This is a genomic window from Pseudomonas sp. 51_B (genome assembly GCF_017491595.1).
In the GTDB taxonomy this organism is placed as follows: domain Bacteria; phylum Pseudomonadota; class Gammaproteobacteria; order Pseudomonadales; family Pseudomonadaceae; genus Aquipseudomonas; species Aquipseudomonas promysalinigenes.
Genome location: NZ_JAFGYW010000005.1, coordinates 52,995 through 66,010, shown reverse-complemented (window position 1 = coordinate 66,010; position 13,016 = coordinate 52,995). Strand labels below are relative to the sequence as shown.

The following is a 13,016-nucleotide window of genomic DNA, read 5'->3' as shown; positions in this document are numbered from 1 at the left end:
GCCCTCTCTTAGATCAGTAGTTAATCGTCACCGAACTGGCGCCACGAGCCTTGAGCTCTTGGATGATTTGTTCGACCGTCGACTCTGCGAGAGACACGTCCTCAGCTTGCGTAATCTTGCTATTCAGCGAATCCGTTGCCCGACCGGAAAAAAGTGCGTTGAGCTTCTGCCAAGTGGAATCGCGAGGCGCGCAGGCGCAGGAATGATCGTTGTTTTCGTACCGGGAGGGCATAGCCGGGTTGATACCAACCGCTTTCGCGAGCTCGGTGTAAGAAAGGCCCATGGCCTCGCGTGCTGCTTTCAAAGCGGGGGCGAACTCAGGGCTATTCGGGTGCGGTAGAGACATTTTTGTTTCCTTGCTGAGGGCTAATAAGTTGATAATACAGTACTAGTGCTGTATTTCAAGCTAAAAGTACCAACTAAGCTGTATTTAAATCTTTCATGCCCGCCAGGCGGGTCCACTCATCCCATGGGGATAGCCACATGCCTTTTGACTTCGACCCGGCCGCCCACGGTCTCACCCTCGACGAAACCCAAACCGCCGCGCTCAAGGCAGCGCTGGGCGGAGAGGTACAGAAATTCTTGGATGGCGAGGTCTCGGGCCTCAAGTCCAAAAACACCGAGCTGATCGGCTCCAACAAGACCATCAAGGCAGAGCTGGACAAACTGAAAGGTCAGTTCGACGGCCTGGACCTCGAGGCGGTCAAGGGCCTGCTGGCAAAGGCCGGTCAGGACGAAGAGACCAAGCTGATCGCAGAGGGCAAGCTGGACGAAGTGATCAGCCGCCGCACCGAGCGCCTGCGCACCGACCTGGACAAGCAGGTCAAGGCAGCCAACGAGCGCGCCGACAAGGCCGCAGCCTTTGCTGCCAAGTACAGCGACAAGGTGCTGGCTGACTCCATCCGCGCTGCCGCCATCAAGGCAGGCGCGCTGCCTGAGGCCGCCGAGGACATCATCCTCCGCGCCCGTGGCACCTTCAAACTGAGCGAAGACGGCGAGCCTATCGCCACTGACCGTGCCGGCGAAGTCGTGTACGGGAAGGACGGCAAGACGCCGCTGTCTCCCCTCGAATGGGCGGAATCGCTGCGCGAAACCGCTTCCCACCTGTGGCCAAGGGCTCAGGGTGCCGGGCAGACCGGCGACAACGGTGGCAAGGCCACGAAGAAATGGGGCGAGTACACCGAGACCGAGCGTGCTGCGATGGCTCGTGACAACCCCGACGCATTCAAAAAACTCCAAGCCACCCGAGGAACCTAATCCATGGCATCTACCCAACTGTCGGACATCTTCGTTGCCGACTACTACGGCACTCTGGAGCCGGTAAATTCCCCAGAAAAGACTGCCGTCTATGAGTCGGGCATCATCACCCGCTCCGCGACTCTGGACGGTATCGCGAAGAACGGCCAAGGCACTTCCGAAATCAGCTACTGGCAGGATCTCGACGCTGATGAGGCGCCGAATATCTCCAACGATGACCCGGATGACTTGGGTGAAGTTGGTAAGGCCGAGCAGGGCAGCATGCGTGCCCGGACCCTGTATCTCAACAAGGGTTACGGCGTTTCAGACTTGACCGCGGAGCTGGCCAACTCCGAGCCAATGCAGCACATCCGCAACCGCTTCGGCACCTACTGGACCCGTCAGTGGCAACGCTACCTGATGGGCGCGGCACGCGGTGTGATTGCGTCCAACATCGCCAACAATGGCGGCGACATGGTGAAGGACGCTGGCGCATCGATCAGCGCAAACGCCTTTCAAGACGCTGCCTTCACCGCCGGTGACGCCGCCGATATGTTCGCCGCGATCGGCGTGCACTCGGTCGTGATGAACCAGATGGTGAAGCAGGACATGATCGAGTACCTGCGCGACTCTCAAGGCAAGATCATCCTGGCAACCTACTTGGGTAAGCCGGTGTTCATGGATGACGGCCTGATCTACGCCCCAGGCCAGTATCTGTCGCTGTTCTTCGGCCAGGGCGCATTCGGCTATGGCGAGGGTAGCCCGCACATGCCGGTCGAAATGCAGCGCAAACCGGATGGCGGCAACGGCGGCGGCGCCGAGGTGCTGTGGGAGCGCAAGACCTACATCCTGCAACCGGCCGGCTTCAGCTGGAAAGGCAGCAACAGCCAGAACCTCAGCCCGACTGCCACTCAGTACGCCAGCGCTGCGAACTGGGAGCGCGTCTTCGACCGCAAGCAGGTTCCGTTCGCCGCAGTCATCAGCGGCACCGCCACCCCTTGACCCCATGATGCGGGGCGCCGGCCTGGCGCCCTGCGCAGGAGATCAGCATGAAAGTCATCTACACCAACACACCGGGCAGCGAGCGCGGCACCTGCTATCGCCGTCTGGACCAGTTCTTTGGCGTGATCGACGGCGCTACCTCGGTGTCCGTGCAGGGCGATGCTCCGCACATCGGCGAGGCCTACCAGCGGCAGGGCATCAGCGTCAGCGAGATCGAGGAAGGGCTGCGCCTGGACGGCCCAACCATCGCTCAGTGGGTGGCGGAGGGCTACAAGGCGTCGGTCTACCCGCCGAACGGCTACGCCCCGGTCAGCAGCCAGGCCGAGATCGACAAGGCGATCGAGGAGGAGGTGGGCGACGAGACCGACCCTCACAAGATGAAGGTGCCGGAGCTCAAGGAGTGGCTGACGGCGCAAGGCATCACCTTTGATCCAGCCCTCAACAAGCCAGATCTGCAGGCCCTGATCCCATCGAAGGAATAAGCCATGACCGACTTCATCACCGTCGCTGATGTTGACCAGGCGCTCGGGCAGGGCTGGGCAGGAGACGGTGATGCGGTTCTCGCCGTTGCCATGGCCAATGCCTGGCTCACGGCTAAGATCAAGCGTGCTGTGCCTGAGGTGGTGCCTGACGCAATCAAGTCCGCTGGCGCGCAGGTGGCCAAGCTGGCCGCAGCCGGCAAACTTTACAGGGACACCGACCGCGAGGTGCAGAGCAAGTCTGTTTCCGCGCAGGCCGGCACCTCGACGAGCAAGACCTACGTTGCAGGCTCCGTGGAGCGATCGAGCGCCGAGAACTTCGCGCTGGACCTGATCGCGCCGTGGACTCGCCGCCAGGGTACCGTAATCCTCAAGAGGGTTTAGGTCATGGGCATGCGTGAAGAAATCCAAGCGGAATTGGCTGAGGCCTTTGACGACCCAGACGGCCTTGCCAATGCAGTCCGGCTAGTGGAAGGAGTGCGCTCCATCAAGGGCGGCTACGACCCTGCCATCGGCGGCACGGCGCCGGCATCCACGCTTCACTACACGGGTCGTGGTGTCTTTGGGAGCTATCTGGCCAAGGAGATCGACGGCTCACGCATCCAGACCGAGGATGTGAAGCTGCTGGTACTCCAGAACGAGCTTTTCGAGGGCCAAGCCGGTGCCGTCACCGATGTCCCGGCGGCGCCCAAGATCGGCGACCAGGTGAGCGGCTACCGCGTACTCAACGTTTCCGAGGACCCAGCCCAGGCGACTTGGACGATTCAGCTGAGGAGGTGACATGGCGCGCGGCTCACACATGGCCCAGCGGTACGGCGGGCAGCAGGGTGGATTCGCGGAGGCCATACGGGTGTTCGCCGAGCAGGCTGAGCAAGCCCTGGACGCCACCTTCCGCGAGATCGTGATCGAGATCGGTAGCAGCGTTATCCGCATGTCGCCGGTCGGCAACCCGGAGTTGTGGGCGGCCAACGTGGCGCACCGGGCCAAGGCCACCAGGGCAGCCGATGACTACGACTTCAAGGTCGCGGTACGCAACACCCTGATCAACCTGAACCAGGACAACTTCACAAAGGCCGGCAAGCTGCGCAAGGGCGTGAAGTACGCCAAGCCCCTGACGAAGACCGAGCGGGAGCAGAATTTCGCCACCAATGGCCTGGTCGCCGGTCAAGGTTACGTCGGCGGGCGGTTCCGGGGTAACTGGCAGTTCTCCATCGACTCGCCCGCTACTGAAGAGCTTGACCGTATCGACCCATCCGGCAGTGAGACGATTGCTGCGTTGCTGAGCCAGGTGCAGGCGCTGACCATCGGCCAGACGGCCTACATCGTGAACAACCTGCCATATGCCGTGCCTTTGGAGTACGGACACTCTACCCAGGCGCCCAGCGGCATGGTCCGGGTGACCCTGGCCAACTTCCAGCGCATCGTCGACGAAGCCATCAGGAACAACAGCGTATGAGCCATGCACGAGCCCGCCAGGCCATCGAGATCAAGCTGATGGCCTGGGCCACGGCGCGCCCGATCCGGGTCGCAAACTTCGAGCAGGGTTTCGAGGCCGGGCCCGACGAAACCTACCTGCAGGCTTTCCAACTGCCGGCGGGCACTACCTGCCGCTACCTGGGTAGCGATGCATACGAGTATACCGGCGTCTACCAGGTGAGCATTGTTTGCCCGGCTGGCCAGCCTCTGGCTACCGCCGAGAGCCTGGTCGGTGAGCTTTCGAGCCTCTTCAGGGTGGACTCGGCGCTCAGCCGCAGCGGCTTTGAGGGCCTGGTGACCGAACCATTGGACCAAGGCCCAACCCTCACCGAGTCGGCGACCTACACGGTCCCGACCAGCTTCACCTACCGCGGCGTCGCGGACCAGTAACACCAGAACGCTCTTCAGGCCACAGCTAGGGGGCACCCGAAAGCGCCTTCCCTGGGGCGTTGCTGTGGCCGACCTATTTCCAGGGCTATTGCAGGGGATACACCGTGGACAAACTGATTATTGGCGACACCGAGATGAGCGTGATTGATCATGGCGGGCAGCCGTGCCTTACGCTTGCCGAGGTGGCGACCGCTCTTTACGGAAAAGGGGGTGATGGAAATGCGACCCCCTTTGAAACCCGTGTGCGCGACCTCTATCGGCGCCATGTAGATGAGTTCACTCCGACTATGACCGCACTGGTCAAGATGAAAACCAGGGGCGGCGAGCAGGAAGTGCGCGTATTCAGCCTTCGCGGTGCTCACCTGCTCGGCATGTTTGCTCGAACTGAGCGTGCCAAGCAGTTTCGCCGAGCCGTTCTTGATGTGCTGGACGAGCAGGTTCGACAGGGCGAAACGCTCAACGCCGAGTTCCAGCGCACGTTGCTCGAGTACAGTGGCAAGCAGGCGGTCGCCAGCTTGTGCGGGAAGGGCCTGCGCCAGTGGCAGCGCCAGAAGCCGCCGCTAGAAGCAAAATTGAGCGATCTGGCCTCACAGCTACAGCCATCGCTACCACTTCACTGACACCACCCTGACGAACGAAAGCCCGCCCTGTGCGGGCTTCGTCGTTTCTACCCAAGAGGAAAACACCATGGCCGCACGCTTCCCGCTGCCGAACGGCTCTGTGCTGGAAATCGCCAGCGTACTCGCTACTGCCGTTGCCTTCACTGCCCTGACCAACGCTGCACCTCCGGTGGCGACCGCCGCCGGCCACTCCATCAAGAACGGTGATGTGCTGGTGGTGAGTTCGGGCTGGTCGCTGATCAATGACCGTGCCGTTCGCGCGGCCAATGTCGCCACCGACAAGTTCTCGATGGCAGGCCTCGATACCACAAACACGGACAAGTACACGGCCGGCGCAGGCGTCGGCTCTGTAATCCCGGTAACCAGCTGGGCTCAGATCTCGAAAGTGACCGCTTTCACCTCTTCCGGCGGTGAACAGCAGTACCTTACTGTCGGGTACCTCGAGGACGATGACGATCGCCAGTTCCCCACCAACCGCAACCCTATTACCTTGTCGATCACTGTTGAAGATCAGCCTGCGGCTGCCTACGTTGGTCTAGTTGAGGCCTACGGCGACAGCAAAGAGCTGACGGTCGTCCGCCTCAAGCTGCCAAACGGCGACCAGATCCTCTATCCGGGTTATGTGAGCATCACCACCACCCCGACCATGGAGCGCAACAACCTCATGACCCGAACCATCAGCATCGCGCTCTCGGGCCGTCCGGTTCGCTATTTGGCTGCTGCCTAAGGAAATCCCATGGCGAAGATCAAAATCGCACAGAACCCGACGTTTACCGCCGAGGTGCAAGTGCCTCGAATCGGTGGAGAGTCGGTGCCGGTAGAGTTCGAGTTCCGCTACATGGACCGGGTAACGCTGGCCGGCATGTTTGATCGCTGGAACAACGCGCGCGAAGCCTGGGCAGAGAAGGCCAAGGCCGATAACGCGACCTGGAAAGAAGTGACCGCCGGCGAGATCGCTTTGCAGGCTGAGCAACTGGACGAAATCGTCACCGGGTGGGACCTGGAGGACAAGTTCAGCAAGGGCGCGATCCTCGAGTTGGTCCGTACCTGTACCGGGGCGCCAAAGGCCGTCATCGACGCCTTCCAGGCTGCCTACAGCCCGGCCCGCCTGGGAAACTGAGGGCGGCCGCTCGGGCGTGCTATGAGCAGGGTCCCTCGGCTGAGCAGTTGGCGGCTCTAGGCCTGACCCTGGCTGACATTGCAGAGAATGAAGTGGAGGTGTGGCCGGATGCCTGGTCCGCCTTCCGCCTATTCGACGCAATGGGCACGCAATGGCGGGTTGGCCCCGGTGGCCCGTCCGGGCTGGATTACACGGTCATTCCGACAACAGCCGCAATGTTGGGCATCAAGCGCCGCGACCTTCCCGATATTTTTCCCGATCTCCGCGTGATGGAGGTTGAGGCCTTGGCCGTCATGGCCGAATCGATGGAGTAGATCATGACCACCATTGCCTCTCTCGGTCTTCAGATCGACTCCGGTGATGCCGTCGAGGCCAAGGATAACCTCGACCAGCTGACGGACGCCGGCAAGCGAAGCGAGGAGTCGGCTGGGCGAACTGGTCGCGCCTGGGAAACTGCGCTGGGCAGCCTGCAGGGTGATACCCGGCAGATTGTGCAGGAGCTGCAGGCCCTCAACGCCAAGCAGACCGAGTTGGCCCAGCAGATGGCCACCGTGGGGCGCGCCGTTACCAGCGCTTCCACGGCGTTCAGCAGCGCCGCCGCCAACATGGGGGCGTTCCGGACTGAGGCTGCGCAGGCCGGACAAGTCCAGCAGGCGCTGACTACTGCCACGGATGCCGGTGCCCAGGCTGGCCGCCGTGCCGCTGAGTCCGCTGATGAGCAACAGGCCAGGATTCTGGCCGTGGCCAAGGCCTCGCTTGAGGCCAGCCAGTACGTTCAATCGCTCAACCGGGCAACCGAGCAGAGCGCCGAGGTCACCGCCCAGGCGAATGCCGTGCTGTCCGACAGTGCCAGCCGCCAGGCAGCCATCAACAGCCGGGCCCAGGCCCTCATCGCCACGGAGGAGCGTCAGGCTGAGGCGGCGAAGAAGGCCGCTGGCGCGCATCGGGACGAAGGCCAAGCCCTTGAGGAGCTGCTGGGTAAGATCGACCCGACAGTCGCGGCAATGGGCCGGCTGGACCAGATGGAGCAGAAGCTGAAGGGCTTCCGCACCAGTGGCGCGCTCGATGCGGAGACGTTCGGGGAGTACCAGACCAAGATCGACCAGGCGCGCACTGCGCTGGGCGGCGCCGATACTGCGCTGAACAAAACCGGCATGTCGGCCAAGGCCACGGCTGCGGCTTTGCGCGGCGTGCCGGCGCAGTTCACCGACATCGTGGTGTCCCTGCAGGGCGGCCAGGCGCCGCTCACCGTGCTGTTGCAGCAGGGCGGGCAGCTCAAGGACATGTTCGGCGGCGTTGGCCCGGCCGTAAAGGCCCTCGGCGGTTACGTCCTGGGCCTGGTGAACCCGTTCACCGCCGCGGCCGCTGCAATGGCCGTGCTCGGCTACGCCTACTATTCGGGCAGCGAGGAGGCGGTCGGTTTCCAGAAGGAGCTGATCAAGACCGGTAACGCCGCCGGTACAACGGCGGATCAGATGTCGGGAATGGCGCGCCAGGTCGCGGCGACCGTCGGTACCACTGGCGCCGCGGCTGAAGTCCTCACCCAGCTGGCCGGTAGCGGCAAGATCGCCTCTGAAAGCTTCGTCGAAATCACCGAGGCAGCCCTGGAGTGGCGGTCGGCGACCGGCAAGGCAGTCGAGGAGACCGTCGCCGAGTTCGTGAAAATCGGCAAGGACCCGGTTGCCGCAGCCAAGGACCTCAATGAGCAGTACAACTTCCTCACCGCATCGACCTACTCGCAGATCGTTGCCTTGAAGGAGCAGGGCGACACCATCGGGGCCGCCAAACTTCTCACCGACACCTACGTCGATACCATCAAAAACCGCAGCAAGGAGGTCACCGAGAACCTGTCGATCTGGGAGCGCGGTTGGAAAGCCCTGCGGGGCGAGGTTGCTGCCACCGTAGACTCGGTCAAAAACATTGGCCGCGACCAGGACATCGCAAGTCGTATCGTCGAGACGCAGCAGCGCCTGGCGGCGGCGCAGAGTGCGGTGAACGGTGATCCTGACGACACCGCAGCGCAGAAGAAGCTGACCGACGCCAACCTTGAGCTCAAAGCTCTCATCCAGCAGCGAGACACGCAGCAAGCCATTGCGAGGGCTCAAGAGCTGGATGCCCAGCGGCAGCAGGCGGCCATTGTGGCCATCGGCAAGATCGACGCCCTGGAGAAGTCCGCCAGGACCAACGCCGAGAAGCGTGCCGATGCGCTGAAGGAGTACAACAAGTCTCTGGACGCGATTCGCAAGGTCAATCCGAACGATGAGCGCCTCAAGCCCGAGAACATCACTCGGGTGCAAGCCGACATCGCCAAGCAGTTCAAGGATCCTGCTGGGCGTACCACGTCAGTCGACCTCTCCGGGTTCAACGATCAGAAGAACGCGCTGAGCGCCATTCTGGCCGAGTACAAGAACCACCAGAAGGAGCTGGACGCGGCACAGAAGGCCGGCCTGATCTCGCAAGAGTCGTACGCAGCCCAGCGGGCCGCAATCCTCCAGCAGCAAAAGGCCGAGGTCACTAACGCCTACGAGGCAGAGATCAAGGCGCTGGAGGATGCCAAGGGGCGGAGTAGCACCAGCGTCCAGCAGCGAATCCAGCTCGACCAGAAGATCGCCGACGCACGGGCCGCCATGGTGAAGGCGCAGAAGGACGCCGATACCGAGCTTTCGGTGCTGGCGACCAATGAGCAAGGCCGGCTGGTCAAACAGGCCAGGGCCGTGCAGACCTACACCGATGCCCTCGACCAGCAGGTCCTGGCGCTCAGGCTGCAGGGGCAGCGTTCCGCTGACGGCCTTGGGCTCGGCGATCGACAGCGCGGCTTGCAGGATCAGCAGAACGGCATCACCGATCGAATGAACCAGCAGCGGTTGGACCTGGCCAACCAGTACGGTGACGGCTCCCGCGGCATGAGCCTCGATGAGTACACCCAGAAGCTGGCGGCGCTGGGCAAGACCGAGAAGGACTTGCAGGAAACCACCATCGCCAACTACGAGCAGATGACGGCTGCCCAGGGCGACTGGCGGAAGGGTGCGTCGTCGGCCTTCCAGAACTACCTGGAGCAGGCCCGGGATGTCGCCGGGCAGACAAGATCCCTGTTCACCAACGCCTTCAGCTCGATGGAGGACGCCGTCGTGAACTTCGCCATGACGGGCAAGTTCTCGTTCGCCGACTTCACCAAGTCGGTGCTGGCCGATATGGCTCGCATTGCAACACAGCAGGCTGCTTCTGGCCTACTGGGTAGCTTAGTTAGCTGGGGCGCCACTGCGGCCTCTGCCTATTTCGGCGGCGGCACCGGCAACGGCATGGAGGCTGGGTCTTCAGGCGCGGTGTCGTCCAACCTGGGAGCATCCCAGGCCGGGTACTCGTCCGCGTATGGATTCTCTGACGGCGGCTACACAGGAGATGGTGGCAAATATGAACCTGCCGGCATTGTCCATGCCGGCGAGTTCGTACTGCGTCGCGAAGTTGTCAGCCAACCAGGAATGCTCGATTACCTGCAAACCCTGAACAGTCGCGGCTACGCAGATGGCGGGTTGGTGACGCCGACGGCGGTACCCCGCCAGATCTCCAGCACGAGTGGTGGGGCTTCGTACAGTTTCCCGGTATCGGTTCAGGTCGATGCGTCTGGGCAGTCATCCTCAGCGGTTCAGTCGCCTCAGGACATGGCTGCAGTCGGACAGGGCATCCAGGCTGCCACCAAGACGGAAGTCGAGAAGGCCATCGCCGCTGGGCTACGGCAGGGTGGTTCGATCTGGCGCGCAATCAACAGGAGAGGCTGATGGCCACCGAAACGTTCACTTGGCAAACCCAGCGCGGAGAAACGCCAGATATCACCTACCGGGTCCGCGAATCCAAGTTTGGTGGCGGGTACCGGCAGGTAGTGGGTGATGGCCCCAACAACAAAGAGGACAGCTATCCGATCACCGTAACCGGCACAAAGGCCCAGGTCCGCAAGATCATGGAGTTTTTTGACCGGCACGGCGGCGCCAAGGCCTTTCTGTGGTCCACGCCGCTCGGTGATTTGGGGCTGTTTACCTGTGCTGATCCGAAGCCCACTCCTGTGGGTGGCGGGCGGTTTAAGGTCTCCGCAACCTTCGCGCGGGCTTTCCACCCGTAAGGAATTCGCATGTCACTGATCAAGGACATCCAGACCTTGGAGCCTGGCAGCGAGGTCCTGCTGTTTGAGCTTGACGGCTCGGACTTTGGGGCAGACACGCTGCGGTTTCATGGGCACGCAATACCGCACACTCCCGAGGAGCTCGCAGCCGCTGGCGCGAACGCGGACCAGCTGCCGGCCAAGTCGATCTGGTGGAAGGGCAATGAGTATGGCGCCTGGCCCATGCAGATCGAGGGCATAGAAGCGAACTCGGACGGTACCGCCGTGCGCCCCACCCTCACGGTGGGTAACGTCAACGGCCGGATTACAGCCCTGTGCCTGGCCTTCGACAACCTGCTCGAGTTCAAGCTGACCATGCGCCACACGATGGCACGGTACCTGGATGCGGTGAATTTCCCGGCAGGCAATCCAGAGGCCGATCCGACGGAGGAAGCCATCGAGGTCTGGTACATCGACCAGAAAGTGTCCGAGCACGGCACGACGGTTTCATGGGAGCTGGCAAGCCCTGGCGACGTGGGCGGGGAGACGGTCGGCCGGCAGATGACCCAGCTATGCCACTGGGCAATGACTGCCGGATACCGTGGTCCGAACTGCGGATATACCGGCCCTTACTACGACCTGGACGGCAACCCCACGGACGACCCGGCCAAGGACCAATGCAACGGCTGTCTCGACTCAGGCTGTACTGTTCGCTTCGGCCAGGGCAACCAGATGCCCTTCGGCGGGTTCCCTGCCGTTTCCCTAATTGCACGGAGTTGATCATGCGCAAGCACATCATTGCCGCCGTGCAAACGCACGCTGCGGCGGAATACCCGCGGGAGTGTTGCGGGCTGCTCATCTCCGTGGGGCGGGGCCAGCGGTACTTCCCGTGTGAGAACACGGCTACCGACGCTACAGAGGAATTCCGCATCTCGCCCGAGCAGTATGCTGCGGCCGAAGAGCAGGGCGAGGTGATCGGTATTGTGCACTCGCATCCAGATGCCACCAGCAGGCCGTCACCTCGTGACCTAGCCATGTGCGAGGCCACTGGACTGCCGTGGCACATTCTGTCGTGGCCGGAAGGCGACCTGCGCTCCATCACGCCCACCGGCTACACGCCGCTGCTTGGCCGACCGTTCGTGCATGGCGCTTGGGACTGCTGGCAGGTCTGCGCGGACTGGTACCAGCGCGAGTGGGGGCTGAATTTTCCGTCGTATGTCCGGGAGGAGGGGTGGTGGGAGAAAGCTGACGGCCCGAGTCTGTATGAGCAGGCTTACGAGGCTGCCGGCTTCTACCAGGTCAGCCAGCCCCAGCGCGGCGACATGATCGTCATGGCAGTGGGGCGCACAGCTCACCCGAACCACGCCGGCATCTACCTGGGCGCTGACGCTCGGCTGCCGGAGGAAGCGGCGGAGGTCTTCGGACCTGGTCCGTTCATGCTGCACCACCTGCTGGGGCGGCCATCAGAAATCGTTGTGTTCGGCGGGCCCTGGCTCGACCGGACGCGCCTTGTGTTGCGTCATCGCGATGCGAAGTGATGGTACATTCCCGATTTTCAACGGAGGGAATCACATGCGAATTCTGATGGCAACCATGGGTCTGGCGTTGCTGGCGGGGTGTGTGACAACCGCAGATTTGGAAGGAAACGATCCTTCGATTAGCGCGGTGACGAAGAAAGATCCAAAGCAGTATGCTTTATGCGTATTCCCTAAGTGGCAGGCCGCCAGAACGGAGTCTTCTATGGTGGAGACCGAAAGCGGCTACCGCCTGTGGGTATCGAATGGCAGCATGGCAGACGAGCTTCTTGATATCACCAGGACGCCTGCCGGCAGCTCGATCACTCTTCGACAGCGCATGCCATGGTCGGCCATGCCGGGTCGTTCCGCTGTGGAGCGCGCCGTCAGGTCATGTATTTGATCGCACACCACAAACCGCCTACGGGCGGTTTTTTAATGCCTGGAGGAATCATGGCAGCTACAGCGGCCAGCTATCAACCAATGACCATTATCAAACTATCGGGATCTTTGGCTCAGAAGTTCGGGCGAACGCATCGTCGACAGCTTGACAGCGGTGAGACCTGGGAGGCTTTCAAGGCTCTGAAAGCCACGCTAGAAGGATTCGAGGAGGAAGTCAGGCGACTCGATGGGCTGGGGTTGCGCTTCGCCATCTTCCGTAATCGAAAGAACATTGGCCTAGATGAAATGAATCTCCGAGGCACTCGGGAGGTTCGTATTGTGCCGGTTATTCATGGCAGCAAGCGCGGCGGTATTCTTCAGACCATCATCGGTATCGCTTTGATGGTGTCTGCCATATGGTTGGGCCCATCCGCATTTTACGCTGGACTTTCTATGACGCTGGGCGGAGTAGTTCAGATGCTCAGCCCCCAAGCTAAGGGTCTGTCTCAGAGTGCCGCGCCGGAAAATCTGCCGAGTTACGCATTTGGCTCAGCCAAAAACACCACTGCCAGCGGCAACCCCGTCCCTATCTGCATCGGCGAACGACGGTGGGGTGGGGCGATCATTTCAGCGTCGCTTGAGGCGCAGGACAAGGCCTAGGGCCGATTCAGCGAACAAGCCGCCCACGGGCGGCATTTTTTTGCC

At 62.1% G+C, this 13,016-nt stretch carries 18 protein-coding genes; 17 read left to right on the top strand and 1 reads right to left on the bottom strand.

Translation table 11 applies throughout. The features are described 5' to 3' along the window. Positions 1 to 13: 13 nt before the first annotated feature. On the bottom strand, positions 14 to 346 hold the full coding sequence (locus J5M56_RS08230) for a helix-turn-helix transcriptional regulator (RefSeq protein WP_207936384.1): 333 nt from the start codon (positions 344 to 346) through the stop codon (positions 14 to 16). Between the two features lie 137 nt (positions 347 to 483). Between J5M56_RS08230 and J5M56_RS08225 the strand changes: the two genes are divergently transcribed. The 17 genes from J5M56_RS08225 to J5M56_RS08145 all read left to right on the top strand — a co-directional run bounded on the left by J5M56_RS08225 (position 484) and on the right by J5M56_RS08145 (position 12,971). Continuing rightward, positions 484 to 1,257 carry a hypothetical protein gene (locus J5M56_RS08225; protein ID WP_207936383.1) on the top strand — a complete coding sequence of 258 codons (774 nt, stop codon included), beginning with the start codon at positions 484 to 486 and terminating at the stop codon, positions 1,255 to 1,257. A 3-nt stretch (positions 1,258 to 1,260) separates the two neighbouring features. Beyond that, the gene (locus J5M56_RS08220; protein WP_047934281.1) at positions 1,261 to 2,238 is read left to right on the top strand and encodes a major capsid protein; all 978 of its coding nucleotides are present in this window, start codon (positions 1,261 to 1,263) and stop codon (positions 2,236 to 2,238) included. A 47-nt stretch (positions 2,239 to 2,285) separates the two neighbouring features. Continuing rightward, entirely contained in the window at positions 2,286 to 2,720 is a 435-nt protein-coding gene (locus J5M56_RS08215; protein ID WP_207936382.1) for a hypothetical protein, read from the top strand. A 3-nt stretch (positions 2,721 to 2,723) separates the two neighbouring features. Beyond that, positions 2,724 to 3,101 carry a hypothetical protein gene (locus J5M56_RS08210; protein WP_207936381.1) on the top strand — a complete coding sequence of 126 codons (378 nt, stop codon included), beginning with the start codon at positions 2,724 to 2,726 and terminating at the stop codon, positions 3,099 to 3,101. 3 nt (positions 3,102 to 3,104) lie between these two features. Beyond that, positions 3,105 to 3,497 carry a hypothetical protein gene (locus tag J5M56_RS08205; RefSeq protein ID WP_207936380.1) on the top strand — a complete coding sequence of 131 codons (393 nt, stop codon included), beginning with the start codon at positions 3,105 to 3,107 and terminating at the stop codon, positions 3,495 to 3,497. A 1-nt stretch (position 3,498) separates the two neighbouring features. Beyond that, complete coding sequence (locus tag J5M56_RS08200) at positions 3,499 to 4,173, top strand: hypothetical protein (RefSeq protein WP_207936378.1); 675 nt, start codon at positions 3,499 to 3,501, stop codon at positions 4,171 to 4,173. Continuing rightward, positions 4,170 to 4,583, top strand: coding sequence for a phage tail terminator-like protein (locus J5M56_RS08195; RefSeq protein WP_207936376.1), 414 nt, complete (start codon positions 4,170 to 4,172; stop codon positions 4,581 to 4,583). Before J5M56_RS08200 ends, J5M56_RS08195 begins: the two co-directional genes overlap by 4 nt. Before the next feature lie 104 nt (positions 4,584 to 4,687). Further along, positions 4,688 to 5,203 (top strand): hypothetical protein, encoded by a 516-nt coding sequence (locus tag J5M56_RS08190; RefSeq protein WP_207936374.1) that lies wholly within the window; start codon positions 4,688 to 4,690, stop codon positions 5,201 to 5,203. Between the two features lie 67 nt (positions 5,204 to 5,270). Then, positions 5,271 to 5,930 carry a phage tail protein gene (locus J5M56_RS08185; protein WP_207936372.1) on the top strand — a complete coding sequence of 220 codons (660 nt, stop codon included), beginning with the start codon at positions 5,271 to 5,273 and terminating at the stop codon, positions 5,928 to 5,930. 9 nt (positions 5,931 to 5,939) lie between these two features. Beyond that, positions 5,940 to 6,323, top strand: a complete 384-nt coding sequence (locus J5M56_RS08180) for a phage tail assembly chaperone (RefSeq protein ID WP_207936370.1) — start codon at positions 5,940 to 5,942, stop codon at positions 6,321 to 6,323. Positions 6,324 to 6,385: 62 nt separating this feature from the next. Next, positions 6,386 to 6,637 carry a DUF1799 domain-containing protein gene (locus tag J5M56_RS08175; protein WP_207936573.1) on the top strand — a complete coding sequence of 84 codons (252 nt, stop codon included), beginning with the start codon at positions 6,386 to 6,388 and terminating at the stop codon, positions 6,635 to 6,637. Positions 6,638 to 6,640: 3 nt separating this feature from the next. Beyond that, positions 6,641 to 10,099, top strand: a complete 3,459-nt coding sequence (locus J5M56_RS08170; RefSeq protein ID WP_207936368.1) for a phage tail tape measure protein — start codon at positions 6,641 to 6,643, stop codon at positions 10,097 to 10,099. Beyond that, positions 10,099 to 10,437, top strand: a complete 339-nt coding sequence (locus J5M56_RS08165; protein WP_207936367.1) for a phage tail protein — start codon at positions 10,099 to 10,101, stop codon at positions 10,435 to 10,437. The genes J5M56_RS08170 and J5M56_RS08165 overlap by 1 nt, the downstream gene beginning before the upstream one ends. Before the next feature lie 9 nt (positions 10,438 to 10,446). Further along, a complete protein-coding gene (locus tag J5M56_RS08160; protein ID WP_207936366.1) occupies positions 10,447 to 11,196 on the top strand; it encodes a phage minor tail protein L in 750 nt (249 codons plus the stop codon). A 2-nt stretch (positions 11,197 to 11,198) separates the two neighbouring features. Continuing rightward, entirely contained in the window at positions 11,199 to 11,954 is a 756-nt protein-coding gene (locus J5M56_RS08155; RefSeq protein WP_207936365.1) for a C40 family peptidase, read from the top strand. A 34-nt stretch (positions 11,955 to 11,988) separates the two neighbouring features. Next, positions 11,989 to 12,333: a hypothetical protein gene (locus J5M56_RS08150; RefSeq protein WP_207936364.1), complete on the top strand. Its 345-nt coding sequence runs from the start codon at positions 11,989 to 11,991 to the stop codon at positions 12,331 to 12,333. A 50-nt stretch (positions 12,334 to 12,383) separates the two neighbouring features. Continuing rightward, positions 12,384 to 12,971, top strand: a complete 588-nt coding sequence (locus J5M56_RS08145; protein ID WP_207936363.1) for a tail assembly protein — start codon at positions 12,384 to 12,386, stop codon at positions 12,969 to 12,971. Positions 12,972 to 13,016: the final 45 nt, after the last annotated feature.